22 protein-coding genes and 4 pseudogenes are annotated in these 25,758 nt (G+C 70.2%); 10 read left to right on the top strand and 16 right to left on the bottom strand.

The window, feature by feature from the left end:
- Positions 1–886 precede the first annotated feature (886 nt).
- Positions 887–1,150, top strand: a pseudogene (locus CES90_RS49695) (MBL fold metallo-hydrolase); the annotation flags it as partial.
- 330 nt (positions 1,151–1,480) lie between these two features.
- Positions 1,481–1,834: pseudogene (locus CES90_RS18760) on the top strand (transposase); the annotation flags it as partial.
- Between the two features lie 313 nt (positions 1,835–2,147).
- Here CES90_RS18760 and CES90_RS18755 read toward each other — a convergent pair.
- From CES90_RS18755 to CES90_RS18740, 4 genes are all read right to left on the bottom strand, one after another.
- Complete coding sequence (locus CES90_RS18755; RefSeq protein ID WP_189785333.1) at positions 2,148–2,690, bottom strand: hypothetical protein; 543 nt, start codon at positions 2,688–2,690, stop codon at positions 2,148–2,150.
- A gap of 255 nt (positions 2,691–2,945) precedes the next feature.
- Positions 2,946–3,194, bottom strand: coding sequence for a hypothetical protein (locus tag CES90_RS18750; protein ID WP_189785332.1), 249 nt, complete (start codon positions 3,192–3,194; stop codon positions 2,946–2,948).
- A 394-nt stretch (positions 3,195–3,588) separates the two neighbouring features.
- Positions 3,589–3,747: a hypothetical protein gene (locus tag CES90_RS49690; RefSeq protein WP_229914084.1), complete on the bottom strand. Its 159-nt coding sequence runs from the start codon at positions 3,745–3,747 to the stop codon at positions 3,589–3,591.
- A 41-nt stretch (positions 3,748–3,788) separates the two neighbouring features.
- A complete protein-coding gene (locus CES90_RS18740) occupies positions 3,789–4,025 on the bottom strand; it encodes a hypothetical protein (RefSeq protein ID WP_149825020.1) in 237 nt (78 codons plus the stop codon).
- A gap of 155 nt (positions 4,026–4,180) precedes the next feature.
- Here CES90_RS18740 and CES90_RS18735 point away from each other — a divergent pair, with 155 nt between their 5' ends.
- From CES90_RS18735 to CES90_RS18730, 3 genes and pseudogenes are all read left to right on the top strand, one after another.
- Positions 4,181–5,350: a helix-turn-helix domain-containing protein gene (locus CES90_RS18735; RefSeq protein ID WP_229914083.1), complete on the top strand. Its 1,170-nt coding sequence runs from the start codon at positions 4,181–4,183 to the stop codon at positions 5,348–5,350.
- A gap of 184 nt (positions 5,351–5,534) precedes the next feature.
- A pseudogene (locus CES90_RS51985) lies at positions 5,535–5,690 on the top strand (recombinase family protein); the annotation flags it as partial.
- Between the two features lie 197 nt (positions 5,691–5,887).
- Positions 5,888–6,370: pseudogene (locus CES90_RS18730) on the top strand (helix-turn-helix domain-containing protein); the annotation flags it as partial.
- A gap of 33 nt (positions 6,371–6,403) precedes the next feature.
- On the opposite strand, the gene CES90_RS18725 reads toward CES90_RS18730, so the two are convergent.
- The 3 genes from CES90_RS18725 to CES90_RS18715 form a co-directional block, all read right to left on the bottom strand.
- Positions 6,404–7,453, bottom strand: a complete 1,050-nt coding sequence (locus tag CES90_RS18725; protein ID WP_189785330.1) for a Zn-dependent alcohol dehydrogenase — start codon at positions 7,451–7,453, stop codon at positions 6,404–6,406.
- 13 nt (positions 7,454–7,466) lie between these two features.
- Positions 7,467–8,615, bottom strand: coding sequence for an acyl-CoA dehydrogenase family protein (locus tag CES90_RS18720; RefSeq protein ID WP_189785329.1), 1,149 nt, complete (start codon positions 8,613–8,615; stop codon positions 7,467–7,469).
- Between the two features lie 293 nt (positions 8,616–8,908).
- Entirely contained in the window at positions 8,909–9,826 is a 918-nt protein-coding gene (locus CES90_RS18715; RefSeq protein WP_189785328.1) for an SDR family NAD(P)-dependent oxidoreductase, read from the bottom strand.
- Positions 9,827–9,932: 106 nt separating this feature from the next.
- Here CES90_RS18715 and CES90_RS18710 point away from each other — a divergent pair, with 106 nt between their 5' ends.
- A complete protein-coding gene (locus CES90_RS18710) occupies positions 9,933–10,883 on the top strand; it encodes a cyclase family protein (RefSeq protein WP_189785327.1) in 951 nt (316 codons plus the stop codon).
- A gap of 619 nt (positions 10,884–11,502) precedes the next feature.
- On the opposite strand, the gene CES90_RS18705 is transcribed toward CES90_RS18710, so the two are convergent.
- The 4 genes from CES90_RS18705 to CES90_RS18690 all read right to left on the bottom strand — a co-directional run bounded on the left by CES90_RS18705 (position 11,503) and on the right by CES90_RS18690 (position 15,753).
- Entirely contained in the window at positions 11,503–11,946 is a 444-nt protein-coding gene (locus tag CES90_RS18705) for an ATP-binding protein (RefSeq protein WP_189785374.1), read from the bottom strand.
- 529 nt (positions 11,947–12,475) lie between these two features.
- Positions 12,476–13,360, bottom strand: coding sequence for an acyl-CoA dehydrogenase family protein (locus CES90_RS18700; RefSeq protein ID WP_189785326.1), 885 nt, complete (start codon positions 13,358–13,360; stop codon positions 12,476–12,478).
- A gap of 48 nt (positions 13,361–13,408) precedes the next feature.
- The gene (locus CES90_RS18695; protein ID WP_189785325.1) at positions 13,409–14,539 is read right to left on the bottom strand and encodes an acyl-CoA dehydrogenase family protein; all 1,131 of its coding nucleotides are present in this window, start codon (positions 14,537–14,539) and stop codon (positions 13,409–13,411) included.
- Positions 14,540–14,559: 20 nt separating this feature from the next.
- Positions 14,560–15,753 carry an amidohydrolase family protein gene (locus CES90_RS18690; RefSeq protein WP_189785324.1) on the bottom strand — a complete coding sequence of 398 codons (1,194 nt, stop codon included), beginning with the start codon at positions 15,751–15,753 and terminating at the stop codon, positions 14,560–14,562.
- 161 nt (positions 15,754–15,914) lie between these two features.
- Here CES90_RS18690 and CES90_RS18685 point away from each other — a divergent pair, with 161 nt between their 5' ends.
- A complete protein-coding gene (locus CES90_RS18685) occupies positions 15,915–17,429 on the top strand; it encodes a class I adenylate-forming enzyme family protein (protein ID WP_189785323.1) in 1,515 nt (504 codons plus the stop codon).
- Positions 17,430–17,461: 32 nt separating this feature from the next.
- Here CES90_RS18685 and CES90_RS18680 read toward each other — a convergent pair whose 3' ends face one another.
- Positions 17,462–17,974 carry an EF-hand domain-containing protein gene (locus CES90_RS18680; protein ID WP_189785322.1) on the bottom strand — a complete coding sequence of 171 codons (513 nt, stop codon included), beginning with the start codon at positions 17,972–17,974 and terminating at the stop codon, positions 17,462–17,464.
- A 159-nt stretch (positions 17,975–18,133) separates the two neighbouring features.
- On the bottom strand, positions 18,134–18,532 hold the full coding sequence (locus CES90_RS18675; RefSeq protein ID WP_229914081.1) for an STAS domain-containing protein: 399 nt from the start codon (positions 18,530–18,532) through the stop codon (positions 18,134–18,136).
- A gap of 432 nt (positions 18,533–18,964) precedes the next feature.
- On the opposite strand from CES90_RS18675, the gene CES90_RS18670 reads away from it, so the two are divergent.
- Together CES90_RS18670 and CES90_RS18665 are read left to right on the top strand one after the other, a co-directional pair.
- Positions 18,965–19,546 carry a sigma-70 family RNA polymerase sigma factor gene (locus CES90_RS18670; protein ID WP_189785321.1) on the top strand — a complete coding sequence of 194 codons (582 nt, stop codon included), beginning with the start codon at positions 18,965–18,967 and terminating at the stop codon, positions 19,544–19,546.
- Between the two features lie 116 nt (positions 19,547–19,662).
- A complete protein-coding gene (locus CES90_RS18665; RefSeq protein ID WP_373313490.1) occupies positions 19,663–21,150 on the top strand; it encodes a zf-HC2 domain-containing protein in 1,488 nt (495 codons plus the stop codon).
- A gap of 195 nt (positions 21,151–21,345) precedes the next feature.
- Here the strand turns inward: CES90_RS18665 and purU are convergent, their stop codons facing one another.
- Positions 21,346–22,227 carry a formyltetrahydrofolate deformylase gene (purU, locus tag CES90_RS18660; protein ID WP_189785320.1) on the bottom strand — a complete coding sequence of 294 codons (882 nt, stop codon included), beginning with the start codon at positions 22,225–22,227 and terminating at the stop codon, positions 21,346–21,348.
- Positions 22,228–22,313: 86 nt separating this feature from the next.
- The gene (locus tag CES90_RS18655; protein WP_189785319.1) at positions 22,314–22,814 is read right to left on the bottom strand and encodes an SCO4402 family protein; all 501 of its coding nucleotides are present in this window, start codon (positions 22,812–22,814) and stop codon (positions 22,314–22,316) included.
- 129 nt (positions 22,815–22,943) lie between these two features.
- On the opposite strand from CES90_RS18655, the gene CES90_RS18650 reads away from it, so the two are divergent.
- Positions 22,944–24,254, top strand: a complete 1,311-nt coding sequence (locus tag CES90_RS18650) for an ABC transporter substrate-binding protein (protein ID WP_189785318.1) — start codon at positions 22,944–22,946, stop codon at positions 24,252–24,254.
- Between the two features lie 29 nt (positions 24,255–24,283).
- Here the strand turns inward: CES90_RS18650 and CES90_RS18645 are convergent, their stop codons facing one another.
- Positions 24,284–25,690 (bottom strand): hypothetical protein, encoded by a 1,407-nt coding sequence (locus CES90_RS18645; RefSeq protein WP_189785317.1) that lies wholly within the window; start codon positions 25,688–25,690, stop codon positions 24,284–24,286.
- Positions 25,691–25,758: the final 68 nt, after the last annotated feature.

Genomic DNA, 25,758 nt, shown 5'->3' with positions numbered 1-25,758 from the left:
CTCTCCCCTCCCCGATGCTCCCTTTGCATGCCCAGACTGCGCGCCGGCGCAGGGCGGTGACAGGTCCTCCAGGTCCTTGCCACACGGGCCGAGCGCCCCCGCAGCCAAGACCGCGCGGACCCGTAGCGGGGCCTTTTGACCCATGGCATGGCTGGCTGCCGTGTCCCCGCAGGCTGGAGGCACGACCAGGGGAGGGAGGGAAAGTAGCCCTGCGCCGTTCCTCCACACCGTGGGCAGGTCGGACCAGGCCGTGCCGGCCCGCGCAAGGGCCGTTCCAGGCCTCTGTTTCGGACCGGACGGCTCATGTGCCGTCACCTGTACGGGAGTTGGCTGGAAGTAAGGAGAAGGACGCCGACACGAAGGGGGAGTGAGGGCAGTGGGTACGAGTCTCACGCCGGAGTTCTGGGAGCGGTTTGCGGTTCTGCTGGTCGCGGCGACAGCCGTGACGATGGTTCTCACGGCGAGCTTTGATGCGCTCGCCGTCCGCCTGCTGCGCCGTCGTGCGCACAGGCCGCCGTCGACCTACGCACCGCACCGACCTGAGCCGACCGACCGACGCACGTCAGTCCACAGTTGAGGGGACCAGCCGCCCTGTCCTCGACACCACGCTGGGCACGAGGCCGTCCACACACGTCGCGGAAGCCGCCGACGTCCTCGTCGACCTCGTCGAGGGCCGGAGTCGTCCGGCATCGGGGGCGCAGCGGCGTACGACGTGATCGACAAGGCGACAGCATGACAGGGCGGAAGGCCACCCGCTTCTCGCGGATCTCGATTGCGCGGTGCGCGGCCCAGAACGGCCTTGCCGCGTCCGTCCCGAGTCTTTCCCACCGCTTCTGCCACGAAGCCGCCAGGGCCGATCGGCCGCATCCCGGAGGAGACCCGCGCCATGACCACTGAGGCACTGCATCCCTCGCCTTCCCGGCCCGCGCTGCTGACGTCCGTGGGCGGTGTCGGGACGGTCACCGGCAGCAAGTTCCTCGTGGAGAGCGAATACGCACGCGTTCTGATCGACTGCGGGCTCTTCCAGGGCCTTGCCGATCTGCGCAGGCGCAACTGGCGCGGCCTGCCCTGCGACGCCGCGGACATCGAGGCGGTGGTGGTCACCCACGCTCACCTGGACCACTGCGGATACCTGCCCCGACTGGTGCGGCACGGCTTCAGGGGACGGATCGTGACCACCGAGTTCACCGCCCGGCTCATGGAGATCGTGCTGCGGGACAGCGCGAAGCTGCAGATGGAGACGGCCCAGCACGCCAACGAGCACGGCTGGTCCAAACACCGGCCTGCCCGGCCGCTGTACGACGACTCGGACGTGGACCGCACCCTGAAGCTCCTCGACCCTGTGCCCACCTGCACGCCGACCGACATCGCCGCGGGCACCCGGCTGACCCTGCACCCCGCCGGGCACATCCTCGGCTCGGCCTGGGCAGCCTGGCTCACCCTGGCCGTCAGCGGCGACCTCGGCCGGCCGGGCCATCCCCTGCTGCTCCGTATCCGCGTGCCCCGGCTCGGGCCAGGCCGTCCGCGGACCCGACCGGACAAGGTTCGCGCCGACAAGGCGTACGGCTCCCGTGCGAACCGCGCCTACCTGCGCAAGCGCGGTATCCGCTGCACGATCCCGGAGAAACGCGACCAGATCGCCAACCGCAAGAAGCGCGGTTCCTGCGGTGGCCGGCCGGTGAAGTTCGACGCGGCCGATTACAACGAGCGCCACGCGGTGGAGTGCGGAATCAACCGCCTCAAGCGCCACCGCGCGGTGGCGACGCGGTACGACAAACTCGCCGTCCGCTACGAGGCGACCGTGCTGGTCGCAGCCATCAACGAGTGGCTGTGACCAGCACTTTTGAAACACGCCCTAGTGCTCTTGGGTTCTGGCTGGTGGTGGATGTTCTGGGCAGGGGGCGGTGGCAGGTGGCGCAGGTGCCGGTCCAGCAGTTCAGCAGGTCCTGGATGGTGTCGAGGATCTGGTAGTGGGTGAGTCCGCTGTATCGGCTTTTGGCAGAAATCCGTCACCACACCCAACGACCACCACCGGCAAAGGTCACACATTCGATGCAAGAACTCCCGTTCCCCACCCGGGGGGGATGTGCGCCTGCCACGCCCGGAGACTCACTCATTCGCCCCAGAACACACTCAACTACCGTCAATCACCATCTGTTCACACCCCCCACCAGCACACCCACCACCAGCACACCCACCACGGCCACCGCCCCCCACGTCAGGATCGCCGCGCAGGGCTGGACCGGGCGGCCCGCGTCGGCGCGTACGACGGTGAAGTGCGCGGCGAGGGCCGGGGGCAGGGCGACGGCGTAGACGGCGAAGGCCGCGAGTTGCCAGGACGGGACGGCCAGGGCCGGGAGCACCCACAGGGTGCAGGCGGGCGGGATCCACCACCAGGCGACACGGCCGGTCAGCTGCCGTGCGGTCCAGTGGGCGAGGACCATGGCCGGGAGGACGTACGCCGTGGTCAGTAGGGCGGCCGCGAACAGGACGAGCAGGAACAGCAGCGGGCTGAGCGCGAAGATCGAGAAGACCTCGCCGCCGACGGGCCCCGAGGGCAGGTTCAGCGCCACCAGGCAGAGCGCGGCGCACAGCAGCGCGCCCTCCACGCCCAGTACGGCCATGGAGACCGCCGCCGGCTCGGCGCTCTTGCGGGTCGCGCCCTCGCCCGCCACCCCAGCCGTTGCCATGAACATCACCAGCACCCCTCCCGTCTACAGGGAGTGTGCCCACGCCGAAACGGTTGCGCTCCAGGCGCCCCCGCACCTCTTTCCGAGGGTGCCGCTCTGGCTCCGATCCGGTTCCGAGTGGCCGTGGCCGGCTGAGTCATCCGGTCACGAAGCACGAGGCCACGGGCTGTATCTCCCGTGGCCTCTCGTGTACCTGCCGGGCCTGGTGCCCCGGGACGGGGTCTCGTACGCTCACCTACGGAAGGGCGGGACGACCTATGCGGCGGCAGGCGGCTCCTCGCTGATGGCCGGGGAGACCGCCGGGGGCGGCTGTTCCTCGGTCGGGTCGGGCTGGGGAGCCTGGTCGTTCTTCTTGGTCAGCCGATCCCACGCATCGCGTGCGCGTCCGGCGGAGTCGAAGACGTCCGGGAGTTGGTCCAACAACCCCTTCAAGGCGAAGAGGAAGATGGCCGCCACGCCAGCGATGGCGATGGCGAGAATGAAGAGGATGGCAGTGCCGTCCACCGATCCTTAACCTTCCCTGTCATGGGTCGGATCGGTGGTCTGCGCGCAGGCAGCCTCGATCCGAACCCTACGGTTCGGACCGAGACACCCGCGCTTGACGCACGAACACGCAAATGTTCTCGGGTGGGCTGTTCGTCAGCCCGGGTCGTGCAACAACCTTCCTTGTCTGCGGCCCCGTCTTCGAGCTTGTGCGTCAGGCCCCCTGTCGGACTTGAAAAGGGGGCCCCGAGCTCTAACGGGGCAGCGTCCTGGTCCGACACCGAGTGTCAGCGCCCAGGTGCGAGGGGCCGCAGGGCGGCCCTCTGCGCACGATGGTAGCGCAGACCGATAAGCAATGTGCCAGGGCACAACTGAGCCCCACCCCGGTTGAGTTGGGGTGGGGCTCAAGTGCCGGTCAGGCGGAATCCGGCTCTCCGAGGAGGAGTTCGTCCCCGGCTGGGAAGCGCGCCGAACCGCCTTCCTCCCAGGTGACCACGACGGCTAACCCGCCCATCCGACCGCGTGCGGTGGTCGCCTCCTTGACGGTGCGCCACTCGCCCTCGTAGCCGATCACGTCGCCCGGGGTGACGAGGGCCGCGCGCTTCGTGAGAACGCTTAAGGGTTCTCGACGGGCCGGACGTGCTTCAAAGGGACGTCCCATTCCGTGCCACCGCCCTCCGGCCGCAGGAACGCCGTCTGGCTGATGAGCTTGTTGCCCTCCTTGGTGCGTTCCTCGATCACGCCGTGAAGCTCGCCCGTGCGCTTCGAGAGCGTGTCTTCAACGAGCGTCCCCGCCGGGTAAGGCAGGTCGCCGTGACTCAGCATCGTTGGTGGCTTTTCTGTCTGTGCCATGACCCCTCGTCCCACCTGGGCATACGTGTGTCACCCAAGAGAACTGCCGCCGGGCAAGCCGAACTTGCACACCTCTTGCACAACACCAGGGCGCGCGACTGGTCACGGTGGGACGATGGGACGTAACGGAAGTCGAGCGGGGAAGACGCACAGGTATGAGCGCGACCAAGATTCCCGGACCCGGTGCGAACGTGGCCGTCTGTCGTAAGGCGCGTGGCCTGAGCCAGGTCGCCCTTGCCCGGCGGGCGGGTGTGTCGGTCTCGCTGCTCAGCAAGATCGAGGTGGGCGACCGCGCACTCACGCAGGGCATCGCCGCAGCCCTCGCACAAGCCATGCGGATGACCCTTGACGAGCTGCTCGGTACGGCCCCGGTCGAGGGTGCCGACGAGAACAGCCTGACCGCGTTGAACTTCGCCATTCGTCGGTTCGACATCCCCGACGGCCCTCCGCCTCACCCCGAGGACCTGCCGCGCGAGCTGGCCGAGCTGAACGAACACCGCTACCGGACCGAGCTGTCGGCGGTGTTGCAGAAGACCCCGGGCGTGTTGACCCGGACGACCAACTTCGCCCACGCCGCCCAGTCGCCCGACGCCTGGACGCGCGTCGCCGACACGTACTCGGTCGTGTACTGGCTGGCCGCCCGACACCGCTGGATGCACCTCGCCGAGCTGGCCGTCATGAAACAGCGGCTGGCCGCCGAGAGGGCGAACCCGATTGCCGCCACGGTGGCCGCTCGGGACGAGGCCGGAACCTTCCTCAACTCCGGGGACTTCGCGGGTGGTCTGGCCATCGTGGACCGCGCGATTGTGGAGGCCGAGACGACCTTGCACGGCCGCGACCGCGCGTTCGGCCTGGGCATCCTGCACCTTCGCGGCCTGACGCTGGCCGGTCGGCTGAAGGACAAGGCCACCGCCCGGCAGCACATCGAGGCCGCGTGGCGCACGGCCGAGGAGTACGGCGAGGACGCCGACGAGCATGGCATTCACTTCGGGCCCGACCAGACCGCGACGCACGTCATCTCGACGTATTCCGACATGGACCAGCACCGCACCGCGTTGGACACCGCCGACGACCTGATCCGGGGCGGCACGGACCTCCCGGCCACCCGCATCGGTCCCCTGCACATGAACCTCAGCCGGTCGCACCTCGCCCTGGGTAACCGTGACGCCGCCCTCGAATCGCTCGAAGAGGCGTGGGGCGTCGCGCCCGAAATGGCCCGCGTCCACCCCACGTCACAGGAGCTGATGCGCGTGCTCACGTCGCTGCACCGCCGGAGCAACCCCCGCTTGACCCGCCTCGCCAAGCGAGCGGGCGTGCCCTTCTGAACTACCGGGGGAGTTCCCGGTTCGGCGGGGTGACTCGGCTGACGACCGGCTCGTCAAGCGTCTCCGGGACGGGCGTACGGCCAAGGCAGCATCCGGACGGAAGGCCCTCGATGCCTACGCCTACGGCTTCCACGGGGACGGAGAGGGGCGAGAGCGCGACGCGGCACCCAACCCCACGGAGCAGGCCGCACAGGCCCGCATACTCGAACTGAGGGCGGAGGGGATGAGCTACCGGGCCATCGGGGCGCAACTCGACACTGAGGGCCTTCCCCCGCGCAGAGCCGCGAAGTGGAGCGCCATGACGGTTCGCTCCGTCTGCCAGAAGGCCGGGATCTCCTGAGACAGGCACACAGCCGCGCGGTCAGGCCGCCAAGGCACGGACAAGCATCGTGCCCACGGCCCTGCCCTCTGGCGGCGATCTCGAACCCGGCCGCCTTCATGGCCTTGATTGTCTGCTCCAGAACGAGCGGGCCGCCGGTCCTGGGGTCGTGCCCGTCCCGCGCCCCCTTGTCGTCGCTGACGCACTGGACCCCGGCCGTCGTCCCCGGAAGCGACCTATGCCTGCATCTCCTGCGACGCGACCACGGGACGGCGGTCGCCAACGACGTGGCCCGCCGTACGGTGGTGCCGCCGCACCGGGACGGCGGGCAGGCCCAGTACATCCAACGGCCGCTGCCCGAGCCGCAGACGGCGACGACGACCGCCGCCCGCGCCTGGGCGCTGGGCCGCCTCCACGAACCGATCCAGCTCCGCGACATGGCCGCACAGGAGTCCAGGTCCGTCCGCACCTTCACCCGCCGCTTCCGCGAAGAGGTCGGCATCAGCCCCGGTCAAGGGCTCACCCGGCAACGCGTCGAACGAGCCCGTCACCTCCTCGAATCCTCCGACCTCTCCATGGACCAGATCGCCCACGACGCGGGCTTCGGCACGGCCCAGTCAATGCGCCAGCACTTGCAGGGGGCGCTGGGGGTGACACCGACGGCGTACAGACGGACGTTCAGGTCCGGCGGCGCCACATAGACATGACTGCGGGCAGTCGAACGTACCCGGCAGTCAGAACATGAGCACCGCCCGTGCCACCCGCCCCGCCTCCGCGTCCGCCCGGGCCTTCGCGAAGTCCTCCACCGGATACGTGGCGGTCACCAGCTCGTCCAGCAGGAGCCGCCCCTCGCGGTACAGGTCGGCGTACAGCGCGATGTCCCGCTGCGGGCGGGAGGACCCGTACCGGCACCCGAGGATGGACTTGTCCAAGTACAGCGAGGAGACGAGGAAGGACGCCTCGGCCGTCGCCGCCGGCACCCCCAGCAGCACGGCCTGCCCCCGCCGGTCGAGCAGATCGATGGCCTGCCGGATGAGTTCGACCCGGCCGACGCACTCGAAGGAATGGTCGACCCCCGTCGGTACGACATCCCGCACCCCCTCCACCGACGTCAGGAAGTCCGTGGCCCCGAACCGCCGCGCCACCGCCTCCTTCTCCGGATTGGCATCGACGGCCACGATCCGCACGGCCCCCGCGATCCGCGCCCCCTGAATGACATTGAGCCCGATACCCCCCGCCCCGATCACCAGCACGCTCTCCCCCCGGTCCACCCGCGCCCGGTTCAGGACGGCCCCCACCCCCGTCAGCACCCCACACCCGATCAACGCGGCGGACGACAGCGGAATGTCGGCCGGTATCCGAACCGCCTGCACCGCCTTGACCACCGTCATCTCCGCGAACGCCGAGTTGGCGGCGAACTGGAACACCGCCTCACCACCCCGCGCGAACGGCCGCCCCGGCCGCCCGATCGCCCGCCGGCACATGGTCGGCCGCCCCCGGTCACAGTCGGCGCAGGTACCGCAGTTCGCGAGGGTGGACAACGCCACATGGTCACCGACCCGGACATGGCCGACCCCCGCCCCCACCGCCTCCACGATCCCCGCACCCTCATGCCCCAGCACCACCGGCGCCGGGAACGGAATCGTCCCGTCCACCACCGAAAGATCGCTGTGACAGAGCCCGGCCGCCGACACGGCCACCCGCACCTCGCCGGGCCCCGGCTCCCGTACGACGAGATCATCGACGACCTCGGCCCGCTTCCCGTCGAACACCACTCCGCGCATGGCTGCTACCCCCTCAACCCCTCGGTTCCTTGGGCAGACCGAGCACCCGCTCGGCGATGATCGTGCGCTGCACCTCGTCCGAGCCGCCGTAGATGGTGTCGGCCCGGCTGAACAGGAACAGATGCTGGAACGGATCGAGTTCGTACGGCGCCCGCGCCGACCACTCCCGCGGCCCGACCGCCGCCCGCGCGCCCCGCACCTCCATCGCCAGCTCTCCGAGCCGCCGATGCCACCGCCCCCACAGCGACTTGGCCACGCTCGGCGCGCCGGGCGCCTCCGAACCGCCCAGCGTCCGCAGGGCGTTCCACCGCATCACCCGCAGCTCCGCCCATGACCGTACGAGCCGATCGCGTACGACGGGATCGTCGGCAGCCCCGCTCTCCACGGCCTGTCGTACGACCGCCCGCAACTCCTCCGCGAAGCCGATCTGCTGGGCGAGGGTCGACACCCCGCGCTCGAACCCGAGCAGCCCCATGGCCACCCGCCAGCCGTTCCCCTCGCCGCCCACCAGGTGCTCCACACGCGCGTGCGCCCCGTCGAAGAACACCTCGTTGAACTCGCTCGTCCCGGTCATCTGCCGGATCGGCCGCACCTCGATCCGCCCCGGCTGGTCAATGGGCACGAGCAGGAACGACAGCCCGTGATGCCGCGTCGACCCCTCCTCGGTACGGGCCAGTACGAAACACCAGTCGGCCTCATGGGCGAGCGAGGTCCAGATCTTCTGCCCGGTGACGCGGTACGTCCCGTCCCCCGAGCGCTCGGCCTTGGTCCGCACCCCCGCCAGATCCGATCCGGCCCCCGGTTCGCTGTACCCCTGACACCACAGCTCCTCCCCCCGCGCGACCGCCGGCAGAAACCGCCCCTTCTGCCCCTCCGTCCCGAACGCGATCAACGTAGGCGCCAGCAGCTTCTCCCCGATGTGCCCCGACCGCGATGGCACGTCGGCCCGCGCGTACTCCTCGGCCCACACGACCTGCTGAACGAGAGTGGCCGTGCGATTGCCGTAACCGCCTTCAGCCCACCCGAGGCCAATCCATCCATCGGCTCCGAGGACCCGCTCCCAGCCTCGCCGGTCCCTCGCTTCACCACCCGCGTGCGCCGCAAGCCATGCCCTGGCCTCGGCCCGGAAGACCTCGTCCTCTTCACTGAACCCGAACTCCACGATTGCCGCCTCGGATTGGCCAACGAACACTTGTGAAACCGCCGGGCACACCACTAGGGGCGCGGGGCTGTATCGATATGCGGCTCCGCCGCGATGAGGGTCCCCCGCTCATGGGGGTCCCCCCGCTCATGGGGGTCCCCCCGCTCGAGCGAAGTCGAGAGTGGGGGAGAAGCCGAGAGTGGGGGAGAAGCCGAGAGTGGGGGAGAAGCCGAGAGTGGGGGAGAAGCCGAGAGTGGGGGAGCGAACAACCACGAACAACCCGCAGCCGCCCAACCGCACGCACCCCCGAGCTATTAGGCGCCCGAGTTCGGCCGCGCCCCAGACGCCGCCGCGCGAGCCATCGCCTCCACCCGCTCCAACATCGGCATGGGATCCACCCCCACCGCCCCCGGCAGAACCTCAGCGATCCTCTCCGGGGTCCACCCCCCATCGGCAAAAGCCGAGCGCAGCTCCCGCGGCTGAGCCCACACCGCGATCTTCGGCCCGGCCACCGTGTACACCTGCCCGGTGATCCGCTCCTCCCGAGCCCGATCCGACAGCAGGTACACCACGAGCGCGGCCACATCCTCCGGCTCACCGATCTCCGTCAACTCGACCGGCACCCCCGCGGACATCCGCGTACGGGCCACCGGCGCGACGGCATTCGCGGTCACCCCGTACCGGTGCAGACCGAGCGCGGCGCTCCGCACCAGCGAGATGACGCCACCCTTCGCCGCGCTGTAGTTGGCCTGCGACACGGACCCCTGATGGTTGCCGCTGGTGAACCCGATCAAGGTCCCGGCCCGCTGCTTCCGCATCACGGCCGAAGCGGCCCGGAACACGGTGAACGTCCCCTTCAGATGGGTGGCGACGACCGGATCCCATTCCTCCTCGGACATGTTGAACAGCATCCGCTCCCGCAGGATCCCGGCGACACACACCACCCCGTCGATCCGCCCGTACGACGCGAGCGCCGCGTCCACGACCCGCTGCCCACCCGCCATCGTGGAGATGTCGTCGGCGACGGCGACCGCCTCACCCCCGGCGGCCTCGATCTCCTTCACCACCGCCTCGGCGACGGAACTGGTCGGCTCGGAGCCGTCGACGGAGACCCCGTAGTCGTTGACGACGACCCGCGCCCCTTCGGCCGCCGCGCCGAGGGCGACCGCGCGGCCGATCCCCCGCCCCGCGCCCGTGACGGCGACGACCTTGCCTGCCAAGAAGTTTCCCACCCCGGCCCCTTCCCCTCATCGCGGTTTCTGACGGACCGTTAGATTTGCTCGCATCGCGATTCTACGACCCGTCAGATACACCCACACAAGCCCCCGGGGAGGACCGATGTCACCGCCACCCACCGACTTCACCGCGTTCACCGACATCGCCAAGCGCGTGAACAACTGGGGCCGTTGGGGTCCGGACGACGAGATCGGCACCCTCAACCTGATCACCGACGAGGTCGTACGCGAGGCGGCGTCCCACGTCCGCTCCGGCCGCCGGATACCGCTCGCCCTCCCCCTCCAACAGGACGGCGTACAGACGGGGATGATCCCGGGCCGTGTGAACCCCCTGCACGCCATGGTGCAGGTCAACCAGGAGATCTTCGGCCCGGGAACGGTCGCGTGCAGCGACGACGTCGTGACCATGGGGCTCCAGGCGGCCACCCACTGGGACGCCCTCACCCACGTCTCCCACTCGGGCCGCGTCTACAACGGCCGCCCGGCGAACACCATCACCCCACACGCCGGCGCCACCTTCGCCGGCATCGACAAGGCCCGGCACATCGTCTCGCGCGGCGTACTGCTGGACATCCCGCGCGCCTTGGGCGGCCGAGGCACCGACGAGCGCCTGCCCGGCGACCACGCGGTCACCCCCGAAGACCTGGAGGCGGCCGAGGAGTTGGCGGGCATCCGGGTCCGGGCCGGTGACATCGTCCTCGTCCGCACGGGCCAGATCCAGCTCTGCCTCGCCGGCGACAGACACGCGTACGCCTTCCCCTCGCCCGGACTCTCCCTGCGCACCCCGGAGTGGTTCCACGCGCGCGATGTCGCCGCCGTCGCCAATGACACCCTGACCTTCGAGATCTTCCCGCCGGAGATCGAGGACCTGTGGCTGCCGGTGCACGCGCTCGACCTGGTCGAGATGGGCATGCCACAGGGCCAGAACTGGAACCTGGAGGAGTTGTCCACAGCCTGTGGACAAACCGGATGCTACGCGTTCCTGCTGTCGGCGATGCCCGAACCGTTCGTCGGCGGCACGGGCACCCCGGTGGCCCCGGTGGCCATTCTCTGAACCTCTCCGAGCCGGCCGCCCTCCTGGGTCGGCTGGCGGCGCGCCACTGCCCGCCCCGAGCACGGCACCGCGCGCCGCCATCCGGCTTCGGCGTACCCGCCCTGCTCCCCGGGCCCAGTGGAGAGCCGACGCCGAAACACGACCCACACTCGTCGAGGGTTTCCGTCACCGAATCCCTCGTCGTCCCCTCACGGCGAATCGATGAACACAAGCGTGATCAAACGGACAGTCCGCGTCAACACCCGTTCGGGGGTTGGCCCCTCGGGTCCGGCGTTACGACGCCGCGTACGGAAGCACGTCCCGGCGCACGTCAGCACCGCCCCCTTCGCAACGCCCAGCCCATGCCCCAACGCGCCCGCACAGCTGCGGGCAGTCGTGCCGGCACCTCGTAACCGCCGAGCGGCGGAACCGACCCCCGGCCGCCCCCGCCGCCGAGCGCCTAGTAGCACGGGGCGCGCGCAGTTCGGCGACTGCAGGCGAATCGCGGCTGATCGCACCCACGCGGCGGAGCCGCATATCGAGACAGTCCCGCGCCCCTTACGGGGCCCGCCCCTAAGGCGTGTTGCGAAAGTCCCGCCTGCCGCCCTCCGGGCGGACGCCGGGACTTTCGCAACACGCCCTAGACCGCCCCGTACGCCAACCCGCCGCGCGCCACCGCCGCCACGCCCGTCACCGCAACCCGATCCAGCTCACACCAGATCCGCTTGCCGACGCCCTCGGGACTCCAGCCCCACCGATCGGCGAGCCCTTCGACAAGGGCGAGCCCACGCCCGCCCGTCTCGTCCCCCTCCGCACACCGCGGCGTCGGCGGACACGCACTCGTGTCGATGACCTCCAGCCGAACCGTCCGGATGGACCCGTCCCGCAGCCCGGACATCAGCAACCGCAGCATCGCGGGCCGCCCGGTGTGGACCACCGCATTGGTGGCCAGCTCGGAGACGAGCAGAATCAGCGTCTCGGCCAGCGGCTCATCCGCCCCTACTCCGGACCCGGCGAGCCGTGAACGGGCCCATCTCCGGGCGCGACCCACCTCTGCGGGGTCGGGCCGGATCTCCAGCTGCACTTGAAGCACCTGCACCGCTCACACCATCCGAATCGGCGGACACATCGCCTCGCACCCCGGCGGGGCCACGATCGTGGTCATCTTCTGCCCGGCCGACGCCACCGCCGTCGACGCCATCGGCACGGGGATCACGGAACGTGATCCCCTTACAAGACAGCATGGTTGACGTACAGTCACCCCAACAAGCGCTTCGGGCATATTCCAGCGCGAAGGAGTACGCATGCGGCATACTGTGCGACGCTCTTCGCGGGGAGTCGAACAGACCTGAGCGAGACGGCTCCGGCCCATTTCACGCGCGGCGCGCATCACCGGATCCGGGGCCGCCACAGGGGCAACACCGGGTTGGCTCAGCCTCGGAACCACGCGCATCCCCCAGAAGGTACCGGAGCAGACCTCCGACTCCAGGCCGTGACAAGTCACACCTAGGACACAACCCGGTATCAACGCTCGGTAATTCCGGTATGCCACGTTCCGCGACATTCAACCGCGCCCCTGCCACAACTTCCGCGCCCGCCCAGGTCAGTGCCGGTCAGCCGACCTCGATCAACAGTTCACCCGCCAACAAATCCTCACTCTCCGTATTCGATCCGCCACGTTCTGCCCGTATCCATGCCCGTTTCAAACCAAGATGTACGTCGGCCTCCCAGGTGAACCCCATACCGCCGAACACCTGAAGGCAGTCACGCGCACCTCGTACGGCCGCCTCGTCGGCCAGCAGCCGCGCCGCCGCGACGTCCACAGGGTCGGCGGTCACGGCCGCCGCGTACACCGCCGCCCGCGCCACCTCCACCCGCACCAACAGCTCCGCACACAGGTGCTTGACCGCCTGAAACGCCCCGATGGGCCGCCCGAACTGCTCACGAGTCCGCGCATGTTGCACCGCCGTCTCACACATCCGCACGGCCGTACCGAGCTGCTCGGCGGCGGTGAGCAGCAGAAAGAGCGGATCCGGCTCCACCGCCGAGTCCGGGACGGGCACCCGCCACAAGGGAGTCAGCGGATCCACCGACCGCATCGGCACGGCCCCCGTCACATCCCCCTGCACAACGTCCGCCGCGTCCAACCACTCCACGAGCCCGCCACCCCCCACAGCGGTCACCACGGCCTCCCCGTCAGCCGCCCCCGGCACCACCCCCGCCGCCAGATGCGTGGCAGCCAACGGCCCGGGCAACAGAGCCCGCCCCGCTTCCTCAAACATCAACACGGCTTCCGGCAGCCCGAGCCCAACCCCGCCCTCAGCCTCCGCCAACCGCAGCGAAAAGAACCCGGCCGCCCCCAACGCCCGCCACAACTCCCGATCCAGCCCAGGCCGTTCGACAGCGGCCCGCAGCGCCTCCGCCCCAAAGCGGCGCGCCAGCAGTCCTCGTACGCCGTCCCGCAACGCCCGCTGATCCTCGGTGAGTTGAAACCGCATGATCGAGAGCCACCCCTCAGCCCGTCAGCCCGTCAGCCCGTCAGCCCGTCAGCCTTTCGGCAATCCCAGAATCCGCTCAGCCACGATGTTCCGCTGAATCTCCGACGTCCCGGCCGCGATCGTGTACGCCAACGACGACAACCGGTCGGTCACCCACCCCTGGTCGAGATCCAACGCCCCCACCCCCCACACCTCCGCGGCCGCCTCATAAAGTTCCTGCCGCGCGCGCGAGTACCTCAGTTTGAAAACCGAACCCCCGACCCCCGGCACCCCTCCGGAGGACTCCGCCTCGCTCACGTTCCACTGCGTAAGCCGCCAGAGCGCCCGGAACTCGGCGTTCAACCGCCCCAACCGCCGCCGGACGACGGGATCGTCCCAGCGCCCACACGCCCGGGCCTCACGCGCGATCTCTCCCAACACCCGTCGACAGGCGACCACTTCACCCACGAAGGCGGTCCCGCGCTCGAACGACAGGGTCACCATGGTCACGCGCCAGCCGTCGTTCTCCTCCCCCACCCGATGGGCGACGGGAACCCGCACCTCGTCGAGGAACACCTCGGCGAACTCGGTGGACCCCGCGAGGGTCCGCAGCGGCCGCACGGTGACACCGGGCGCGTCCATCCGCATCGCCAGCCAGGAGATCCCGCGATGCTTGGGCGCGGAAGGGTCCGTCCGCACCAACAGCTCACACCAGTCGGCGACTTCGGCATGGGAGGTCCAGATCTTGGACCCGGTCACCACGTACTCGTCACCGTCCCGGTACGCGCGCGTGCGCAGCGCCGCCAGATCGGACCCCGCCTCCGGCTCGCTGAACCCCTGGCACCACACCTCCTCGCCCCGCAGCACCGGCGGCAGCCACCGCGCCCGCTGCTCGGCGGTCCCCTCGGCCGCGATCGTCGGCCCGGCGTGCAGCAACCCCACGAAGTTGGCGCCCACATAGGGCGCCCCGGCCTTCTCCGTCTCCTCCAGGAAGATCAGTCGTACGGTGGGAGAGGCATCCCAATGGACATCGGCGTACCCCGCGTCGTACAGCATTCGCTGCCATCCGAGGTCGTAGGCCCTGCGCCCCGGCCAGTCGTCGGGCGACGGCTTCGGCGGCAGCGACGGGAGCACCTTCGCCAGCCACTCCCTCAGCCGCGCCCGGAACTCCTCTTCCTCGGGCGTGTACGAGAGGTCCATGACAGCCCACTCGCCCCGGACTACTTGTCGAAGTCCAGGTCGAGCATGCGGATCGCGTTCCCCCGCATCAGCTTGTAGACCGTCTCGTCGTCGAGGCCCTTCACATGGTCGAGGGCGACCTCCTTGGTGTGCGGGAAGGTCGAGTCGACGTGCGGGTAGTCGGTCTCGAAGGTCGCGTTGTCGCGCCCGACCACGTCCAGGGAGGCGACGCCGTGCATGTCGCGGAAGAAGCAGCAGAACATCTGGCGGTAGTAGTACGTCGACGGCGGCTCGGGGATCAGATCCCGTACGCCACCCCAGGCGCGATGCTCCTCCCACACGTCGTCCGCCCGCTCCAGGGCATACGGAATCCAGCCCATCTGCCCTTCGGAGTAGGCAAGTTTGAGTAGCGGGAACTTCACGAGGACCCCGCTGAAGAGGAAGTCCATCATCGAGGCCATCGCGTTGTTGAAGGAGAGCGAGGCCTGGACGGCGGGCGGGGCGTCCGGGGAGGCGGCCGGCATCTGGGAGCTGGACCCGATGTGCATGTTGATGACTGTGCCGGTCTCCTGGCAGACCGCGAAGAACGGGTCCCAGTAGCCGGAGTGGATGGACGGCAGACCGAGATAGGTGGGGATCTCGGAGAAGGTGACGGCCCGGACGCCCCGCGCGGCGTTCCGCTTGATCTCCTCGACGGCCAGGTCGACGTCCCACAGCGGAATCAGGCACAGCGGGATCAGCCGGCCGCCGCTGTCGCCGCACCACTCCTCGACCATCCAGTCGTTGTACGCGCGCACGCACGCCAGGGCGACCTCCTTGTCGTGCGCCTCGGCGAAGGTCTGCCCGCAGAAGCGCGGGAAGGTCGGGAAGCAGAGCGAGGCCTCGACATGGTTGAGGTCCATGTCCTTCAGCCGCTCGGCCGGGTCCCAGCAGCCGCGCCGCATCTGCTCCCTGGTGATTCCCTCCAGCGTCATCTCGTCCCGGTCGAAGCCCACGGCCGCGATGTTGCGCTTGTACGGGAACTTGAGGTCCTCGTAGATCCACCAGTCGGTCTGCTGACCCTCCGGGTCCATGGTGATCTGGTACTTCCCGGCGACGTACGCGAGCTCGCCGATGCCGGCGGTGAGGGGCTTGGGCCCGCGGTCCCGGTACTTCCGCGGCAGCCAGGTGTCGAAGAGGTGTGCGGGTTCGATCACATGGTCGTCGACGCTGATGATGCGGGGCAGTTCGGTCATGGGTCCCCCCACTCGGTTGTCCGCTGTCCGACCAATTATCTGATGGGTCGTCAGATACGCCTTCTCAAGCAGGCTAGTGGCGCACCCCTGGACCGACAAGGCGCCCGGCCCTACGCTCTGCCCACGATCTGACAGTCCGTCAGCTATCCGGGGGGTTCGAAGTGAACGACACCGCACACGCCCTGAGCTCCTGCCGCACCCTCTGGGAGCTGGTCGCCCGTCGCGCCGACCTCACCCCCGACCGTCCCGTCCTCCTCCAGGACGACCGCTCCCTCAGCTTCGGCGAGCTGCGCGCCCGGGCGGAGCGGGTGGCGGCCGGGCTGTACGACAGGGGCGTACGCCCTGGCACGGTCGTCGCCTGGCAGCTGCCGACCCGTATCGAGACGGTCCTGCTCTCCTTGGCCCTGGCCCGCCTCGGCGCCGTACAGTCGCCGGTCATCCCCTTCTACCGCGACCGCGAGGTCGGCTTCGCACTGCGGGAGTCCAAGGCCGAGTTCTTCGCCGTACCCGGCGAGTGGCGGGGCTTCGACCACACGGCGATGGCACGGCGGCTGGAGGCCAGCGGGATCTTCGAGGCGTACGACGGTGCCGAACTGCCGGACGGCGACCCGGCCGTCCTGCCCGCACCACCCGCCGACGGCACCTCCGTCCGCTGGATCTACTGGACCTCCGGCACCACCTCCGACCCCAAGGGCGTCCTCCACACGGACCGTTCGCTCATCGCGGGCGGCTCCTGCCTCGCCCACGCGCTGCGCCTCACCCAGGACGACGTCGGCTCGATCGCCTTCCCGTACGCGCACATCGGCGGCCCCGACTACCTGGTGATGCTCCTGCTGTACGGCTTCCCGGCCCTGATGTTCGAGCACTTCGCGCTGCCGGCCGCGCTGGAGGGCTACCGCAGGCACGGGGTGACGGTGGCGGGCGGTTCGACGGCGTTCTACTCGATGTTCCTCGCCGAGCAGCGCAAGCAGCCCGGCTCCCCGGTCGTCCCGACGCTACGGCTGCTCGCGGGCGGCGGGGCGCCGAAGCCGCCCGAGCTGTACCACTCCGTCGTACGCGAGATGGGCGTGCGACTCACCCACGGGTACGGCATGACCGAGGTCCCGATGATCACGATGGGGGCGCCGGACGACTCGGCGGAGAACCTGGCGACCACGGAGGGGCGGCCGCCCGAAGGGATGGAGATACGGATCGTGGACGGGGAGGTGCGGCTGAAGGGGGAAGCCGTCTGTCAGGGGTATCTGGATCCGGCGCAGTCGGCGGCGGCGTTCGACGCGGACGGGTTCTTCGTCACGGGTGACCTCGGGCATCTCACGGAGGACGGCCACCTGGTCCTGACCGGTCGGCTCAAGGACGTCATCATCCGCAAGGGCGAGAACATCTCCGCGAAGGAGATCGAGGACCTGTTGCACCGGCATCCCGCCGTGGGGGACGTGGCGGTGATAGGGCTGCCGGACGCCGTGCGCGGGGAGCGGGTGTGCGCGGTGGTGGAACCTGTGACGGAACAGCCGCCGGGGGTCGGGGAATTGACGTTGTCGGCGGTGACCGCCTATTTGCGCGCGGAAGGGCTGTCGGTCCACAAGCTGCCGGAGCAGTTGGAGGTGGTGGACGCCCTTCCGCGCAACGAGACCTTGCGGAAGGTGCTCAAGTACAAACTCAGGGAGCGCTATTCATGACGCGTTCCGGAGCGTTCCCGAGCGTTCCGGGCTTATTCCGGCACGGTGAAGTAGCGCGCGAACGCCGTCACGATCTCCGCCTCGTCGACCTTGCCGTCGGTGTCGGTGTCAAGGGCGGCGGCGGTCGCGGTGGCGACGGCCTCGGGGACGCCGAGGGCCTTGAGGACGCGGGCGGTCTCCTCGACCGTGGCCGCGCCGTCCCCGTCGGCGTCCGCGACGGCGAGGGCCGCGTGCAGGAAGGGGCGGGCGATCTCGGCGAAACGGTCGGGGTTGTCGCGCAGCCGTTTGACCGCGCCGTTCACGAACTCGTCCCTGGTGATGCGCTGGTCGCCGTCCCGGTCCGCGATCCCGGCCATGCCCTGCCAGAACGCCTCGGCGCCGCCGTACAGGGCCTGGCCCTTGTCCGACCGGGCGGTGGTGTCGAACTCGTCGAGAACCGCCTTGGTCGCCGCGCTGAAGTCCTCGCGGTCGATCCAGCCGTTGCCGTCCTGGTCGAAGGTGGCGAACCGGGCGGCGATCCTGCGCTCGTACTCGCTGCTGACCATGTCTTCTCGGGCCCGCCTTACGTCAAGTGGGGTGCTTCTCGGAGGGGAGCGTACGACGTCGGCGGCCGGGACGGTGCGGGAAAGCGGCGCTTGTACCAAGACTGCCGGAATTCTGGGACAACAGTGTGGCCACGTGCCTGCGCGGTAAGGCTCCCGGGATCAGGCCGACAACGGGTCGGCCTCCCCGGGCTCCGGTGCGATCGCCGACGGCACGTCCGGGTGGACGTCGAAGAGGCGGCGTACGCCCAGCGCGGCGAGGACGCGGTTCACGTGCGCGCCTTCGGCAGGGCCGCCGCCGGCGTGGCCGTCGGCCGGGAGGATCAGGCGCAGCCGGCCCCGGCAGGACCGCATGAGCCGACGGGTGGCGATGAGGACGCCGACCCCGCTGGAGTCGCAGAAGACGACCCCGGAGAGGTCGAGGACGAGACTCCGCCGCCCCTCGGCCACCGCTTCGTGCACCCGTTGACGGAGCACCGGTGACGTGACCAGATCCATCTCTCCCGACACATGCAGCACCGCCCACTCACCGTGCTCGCCGTCGGTCACTTCGAACGCCACCGCGTTGCCTCTCAGTCGCCGAACCGGAAGCCACTGGACCACTTCCTGCTGCGCGGCTGCCCCGCCGTCGTTCCATGAAACACCCGTACTCCGCCGAAAGCGCGTGGTAAGCGAGCCATTTCACGAGCCTTTTCGGTGAGTTTCTCATCGAGTACGGTCACAACTGATCGACTTTTGACAGGCTGTCGATCGCGAATCAATCAAGCATGGTCCAGCGTGGTCGGTTTCACGCAGAAGGAGTGCCGAAGGAGGTCCCTGCCGGTCTCTACCACCATCCGCCTTGTGAGGGGCGCACATTGCCATAAAGGGGCGTGCGCGGTCAGCGGTGCCGACTACATTCGAGAAGGCAGTGCGCACAGGCTGGACTTACCCGCCGGGCCGACCACCCGGCGATCAGGAACGGCGCAGGTACCACCAGGGGGAAGGGCCCGCATGGCGACGAAGGACGCACCACCCCGCTGGGACCGCAGGATGCAGCAGCGGCTGACGCACGGCGAGGCGGCCGCGCTCGGTGAGCTGTACGACCGGTTCGCGTCGCTCGTGCACGGTCTCGCCCACCGGGTGCTCGGCGACGAGCGGGCCGCCGACGGCATCACCCGCGAGGTGTTCCTCCAACTCTGGGAGGACCCCGGGGCGTACGACCCCAAGCAGGGCCCCCTGCGGTCCTGGGTCGCCGCGCTGACCCACCGGCTGGCCGTACAGCGGCTGCGCGCCACCGAGACCGCCGCGCTCGCCCAGGGTGGCGAGGGCACCACCGAGGACCTGGAGCGCAAGGTCCACCACGCCTCGGTCGCCGCCCGCGCCGACTACATAGTGCAGGCCATGCCGGCGCCGCTGCGGGCCGCCCTGGAGCTGGCCTATTTCCAGCGCCGCGACTACCGCCAGACCGCCACCGACCTCGGCGTCACCGAGGACGAGGCCCGCCGCCGCCTCCGCCTCGGCCTCCAACTCCTCTCCACCGCCCACGACACCCGCCCCTCCGGCACCCCACCCGAATACGGGGGTGCCGTGTGAACGGGGACACGAACAGCTTCGACGCGTACGACGAGGAGCCGCAGGACCTGGCCTGGCAGCAGGACAACCGCGACGAGGGGCTGAGCCTCGGCCGGGTGCCGTCGGCGAGGCAGCCGATGGACGAGGAGGGCGCACGGGGTCGTGGCGATGACGCCCCGGACGACGGAGCGGCGGAAACCGGCGACGGACCGGCGGAAACCGGCGACGGACCGGCGGAAACCGGCGACCGGTCGGCGGAGACCGGCGACAGCGTGGCAGGAGCCGGCGAGGGCGCGGCGGGATCCGGCAGTGGTGCAGGCGGCTCCCAAGGTCCCGGTGGGCCGGTGGACGGTGGAGGGGGCGACGGGCCCGTCGGACCGCCGCGCATCCCGCTGCCGCGGTCGTCCGTGGAGGACACCGGACTGCCGCTGCCGGACGCCGTACCCGAGCCGATGCCGGACCCGGCGCCGGCCTCCGCCCCCCTCGTGCCGCTGGTGCCGCTCGTGTTGGAGCACGGGGTGCTCAAGGCGCTGCTCGGGGCCTGGGCTCTGGCGGCGTGTTCGGCGGAGGAGGCGCTGGCGGTGGAGGAGCATCTCGGGACGTGTGGCTCGTGTGCGGACGAGGCCCGGCGGCTGCGGGAGGCCGTGGGCCTGCTGCACCAGCCGGAGAGCCTCGATCTCGACCCGTCCCTGCGCACCCAGGTCCTGGACAGCTGCCTCGGCCGGCGACCGCCGCGCATCCCCGTACCGCGCTGGGCGGCCCCGTACGACGCGGAGGCGGCCCGGCTGGACGCGCTGCTCCAGGACATCGGCAGCGCGGACTGGCACGCGCCCGTGCGGCTGCGCTGGTTCGAGGGCGAGGGGCCGGTGGACCGTCGTACGACCGTCGCCGGGGTCATCGCCCATCTGCTGAGCGTCGACGGTCTCGTCGCGACCGCGCTCGGCCTGGAGGACCCGCTCGACCAGCTCACAGCGGTACCGGACGACCGCACGCCCGAGGCACGCACCGAGGCGTACTGGAAGGCCGCCCACTTCCCGCCCACCCGCTCGATCCGGAGGCCCTGGCGGGAACAGAGCCACAACATCGTCCGTACGACGTCGTTCACGAGCGACGGCGAGGGCGAAACCGAGAACGCGGTGTCGTACGGCGGGTTCGAGCTGCCGTTGCGGGACGCCATGCTCGACCGGGCCTTCGAGTGCTGGATCCACGCGGAGGACATCGCAAAGGCGGTGGACTACCCGTACGAGGCGCCTTCCCCGCGCCATCTGCACGGCATGATCGACCTGACGGCCCGGATGCTGCCCGCCGCGCTCGCCGACCGGCGGCGGACGGGGCTGGCCGCGCCGCCGGCCGGCCGCCATCTCGTGCCGGCCGGTGCGCCCGGGCGCAGCCTCCGCCTGGAGATCGAGGGCTCCGGGGGCGGTGAGTGGCTCATCCCGCTCGACTCCCCCGCGGCCGTCGGCTCCGCCGAGCACGAGGTCGCCCACGTGGCCCTCGACGGCGTCGAATTCTGCCGCCTCGCCGCGGGCCATGTTCCTCCGGAGGACGCGGCCGCGGGGCAGGTGGGCGACCGCGCGGCCATCCGGGACGTGCTGTTCGCGGCGGCGTCGCTGAGCCGGATGTGACCACCGAGTGCGCCCCGTAGGGGGCGCAGGGCTGTCTCGATCTGCGGCTCCGCAGCGATGGGGGTCCCCCCGCTCATGGGGTCCCCCCGCTCGAGCGAAGTCGAGAGTGGGGGAGAAGCCGAGAGTGGGGGAGCGAACAACCACGAACAACCCGCAGCCGCCCAACCGCACGCACCCCCGAGCTGTCAGGCGCCCCTACGCAAAGACAACCGTCCGGCGTCCGTTCATCAGGATTCGGCGCTCGGCGTGCCACTTGACCGCGCGCGCCAGCGCCTGGCACTCCACGTCCCGCCCGATCGCGACGAGGCCCTCGGGGGTCACGCCGTGCCCCACCCGCTCGACCTCCTGCTCGATGATCGGCCCCTCGTCCAGATCCGCCGTCACATAGTGCGCCGTCGCACCGATGAGCTTCACACCACGCGCGTGCGCCTGGTGATACGGCTTCGCGCCCTTGAAGCTCGGCAGGAACGAGTGGTGGATGTTGATGATCCGGCCGCTGAGCTGCTTGCAGAGGTCGTCCGACAGCACCTGCATATAGCGGGCCAGCACCACCAGCTCGACGTTCTCGTCGCGCACGATCTGCAGCAGCTGCGCCTCGGCCTCGGCCTTCGTGTCCTTCGTCACCGGAATGTGGTGGAAGGGAATGTCGTACGACGCCACGAGCTCGGCGAAGTCGGTGTGGTTGGACACCACCGCCGCGACCTCCACGGGCAGCGCCCCGATCGACGCCCGGAACAGCAGGTCGTTCAGGCAGTGCCCGAACTTGCTGACCATGAGGACGACCCGCATCTTCTCCTCGGCGCGGTTGATCTGCCAGTCCATCTGGAAGGAGTCACCGATCGCCGCGAAGCTGGCCCGCAGCTTCTCCACCGTCACCGGCGCGTCCGCCGAGAAGTGGACGCGCATGAAGAACAGACCCGTGTCGTGGTCGCCGAACTGCTGACTGTCCTCGATGTTGCAGCCGGTCATGAAGAGGTAGCTCGACACGGCGTGCACGATTCCCTGCTTGTCCGGGCAGGCGAGGGTCAGGACGTACTGGTCGGCGGGCGCCGCGGCTCGGGTGGACTGCTCGTTCATGCCGGACAGGGTCCCATATGGCGTACCCCGGTCGGCAACCGTCCCGCAGGCCGGCCCCCCGACCTCATCCAGCCCTGCCAGCCCCCCTACGCCGCCCTCGTCATGATCCGCAGCACCTCGAGCGTCCGCGGCGGTGCGTCCGGGTCCTCCCCGTCGCTCGCCGAGAGGCGCACGTGGGCCTCGCGGGCCGCGCGGACCGCCTCGGGCCAGGCGGCGTGGTCGAGGTACGCGGAGACGGGCGCGTCCGGGCCGACCTGGTGCATGATCCGCAGGACGCGCAGCACGGCGGTGTCGACGAGCGCCGCCTCCTGCGCGTCACGGAAGATCGTGCCCACGTACTTCTCGGCGGACCAGTTGTCCAGCCAGGTGTCCTCGACCAGGCGGTACACGGCGTCGGTGACGTCACCGTAGCCGTCGACGCCGGCCAGCCAGACGTCCCGCTGGAACACCGGATCGGAGAGCATGTGCAGCGCGGAGCGCACATTGCTGCGCCAGCGCCACCACGGCATGTCGTTCAGTGGCATGCCGCCCATGGTGGATGAGCGATGCCCGCGACGGGAAGGGTTCTCCGAACCTTGGACGGTCATCAGATCGTGCTTTCCTCTCTCAAACTTCTCGAAAATACGATCGTAGCCTTCCGTAATTCACCTTTTGGCCACCTCGCGTTGACCATCCGGCACGCACAGGTTGGTGATGCGGCGGAATCGTGCGGACCCATGACCGGCTTCGAGGCACGCCAAGCACGACGGACCCCCCATGCTCAAGGCGTCACCAAAAGCATCACGAAAGGCCTGGCCAGAGCCACCACACTGGCGGCCTGTGCGTCACTCGTCGTCGGGTGCGGGGTCATCCCTGGTACCACGGTGGGTTCCGGGGACGGCTCCGTCACCGTCATGACCTGGGCCCCGCAGGACACCGCCGCCACCAACAAGCCCGGCATGCCGGCCATGGCCCAGGCCTACGCCCGCTGGATCAACGCCAACGGCGGCATCAACGGCCGCGAGCTCAAGATCCTCACCTGCAACGACCGGAACAACACCGTCTCCGCCGCGAAGTGCGCCCGCCGCGCGGCCAAGGAGAACGTCGTCGCGGTCGTCGGCTCCTACAGCCAGCACGGCCGCTCCTTCCTCGCCCCGCTGGAGTCCGCGGGCATCCCGTACATCGGAGGCTACGGCGTCACGGCCGACGAGTTCGCCAGTTCGCTCTCCTACCCGGTCAACGGCGGCCAGGCCTCGCTCATGGCCGGCCTCGGCGAACAACTCGCGCAGGACTGCGGCCCCGTCGCCCTCATACGCCCCGACTCGATCGCCGGCGACCAGCTCCCGCTGCTCCTGAACTCGGGGTTGGAGGCGAAGGGCCACGGCAAGGCCTCCGACCAGCTGGCCGCCGAGGACGCGACCGAGTACTCGAGCCACGCCCGGCAGGCCCTCCAGCGGGCCGGCACCAACCCCGCCAAGGAAGGATGCGTCGTACCCGCGCTCGGCGACCGCACCTTCACCTTCATGGACTCCTTCCGCCGCGACCGCGACGACTACCCCGCCGTCCGCACGGGCACCGTCCTCGGCAGCGTCGACCAGACGGTGATCGACGCGACCGGCGGCAGGTCGGGGCCGTACGAGGGGTCGTTCGTCACCGGCTGGTACCCGGTGGAGACCGACAAGCGCTGGGACAAGATGAAGAACGTGATCCGGGAGTACGCCTTCGAGGACAACCGGATCGACCCGGCCGACCCGGGCGTGCAGACCACCTGGATCGCGTACACCGTGCTGAAGGCCGCCATCGAGAAGATCGGCGACGGCGACGTGACGTCCGTCGCGATCCGCCACGCCCTCGACAACGGCCTGGAGGTCGACACCGGCGGGCTCACCCCGAAGCTCCGTTGGCGCTTCGAGGACCTCATCGCGGCCGCGAACTTCCCCCGCCTGATCAACCCCGAGGTCACCTTCCAGGTCGTACGGAAGGGTCAACTGGTCGCAGCGCGGCGGGGCTTCGTGAACGTGGAGAAGACCCTGGTGGACGCCACCTAGCCGCTGACCAGCCGCGGACCAGCCGCGGACTAGAGCTGTCCCGCCTGGCGTTGCGTCAGGCCGTGGGTGGAGGCGATCGCGTTCCACAGCTTTGCGGCCTTCGTCTTCTCGGTGCTCGCCGTGGCGCTGGCCTGGTTACCGGCCTGGGTCTGTCCGGTGCTGCGGGCCTGCCCCTTCCTGCAGCCCTTCTTCCCGGCGACCTGGTCGGCCCACGCGGCGTAGTGGTTGTCGGCCGAGGCGGAGGCCTTCCAGGCATTCGTGAGCGCGGTGGTCAGGGCGGCGTTGTCCGGCAGCTTGTCGACGGACAGGCCGCCGAGGCGGGTGACCAGGTCGTTGCGCTGCTGGGCCGCGTTGCGCAGATCGGTGGCGGCCTGGCCCAGGTTCTTGCAGGCCCTGATGTTCGCGACCGCCTTGATCACGGAGTTCCGGCTGGCGCCGCTGTCCGCCAGCAGCTTGTCCAGCGCGACCGCTTGCTCCTTCGCCGGGTCCGCCGACGCGGACGCCGACCCCTCGGGCGCGACCTCGGACGCCGACACGGGCTTGTTCTCGCTCTGCTCGTCATCCCCCGACGCCCCGCCCATGAGGGCACCGGCCCCGATGCCGAGCGCGGCGATGACGACACCGACGCCCGCGATGAGGGGCACGCGGAAGTTGCTGCGACCGCTTCCGCCGGCGTCCCGTCTCGCGGCACCCCGCCCCCCGTACGGCGGCGGCGCGACCGGCGGCGCCTCGACCCGGGGCAGCTGCTGCGTGCCCCCCGCCTCTCCCGAATCGCTCCGGAAGAGGCTGTCGAACACGTCCGGCTGCTGCGGCGCACCGTACGCCTGCTGCTGCGGCTGCGACCGGGGCTGGGGCTGTGCGGCCACCGGCGGTATGTACTGCGTGGCCTCGGCGTCCGGGTGCGCGGCGTGCGCGGGCGGCAAGGGCCCGGCGCCGGCGTTCGGTACCCGCCCCAGGAACGTCGTCGCGTCGGACGGCGCCTCCGGCGGCAACGCGCCCGGCCCGACCGGCGGCAGGTACTGCGTGGCGTCCTCCGCGGCGGGAGCTGCCGATGCGGGAGGTATGGGCGGTATGTACTGAGTCGCCGCCTCGTCCACGTGCATGGCACCGCCCGACGGCACGGGCGGGATGTACTGCGTGACCCCCTCGTCCACCGGCACGACCGGCGGCAGCGGCGCACCGCCCGACGCCGACAGCACCTCCGGCGGCAACGGCATGCCCTGAGCGCCCTGGTCTCCCCACTCCGGCATGGGCGGAGCGGCGTTCCACAAGTCGACCGGTGGCTGGGCGGCAGGCGGCTCGGTGCCCCACCGGGGCGGGACCGGAGCCGGGGGCAGATCCCCCGGCAGGAGGGGCGCGCCACCGTCGGAGGGCAGCACGATGCCTTCGTGCGCGGGCCGCGCCGAGGGCTCCCCGCCCTGTCCACTCTGCGTCACCGGGACTCCTACGAATGGGGGACTTGCGGAATCGACGCCTCACGCTATCGCAGCCCCCACACCCCAAG

Origin of the sequence: Streptomyces capitiformicae (genome assembly GCF_002214185.1) — a bacterium.
GTDB lineage: Bacteria > Actinomycetota > Actinomycetes > Streptomycetales > Streptomycetaceae > Streptomyces > Streptomyces capitiformicae.
The sequence above is the reverse complement of the archived record's forward strand: the minus strand, read 5'-3'. Positions and strand labels throughout refer to the sequence as shown.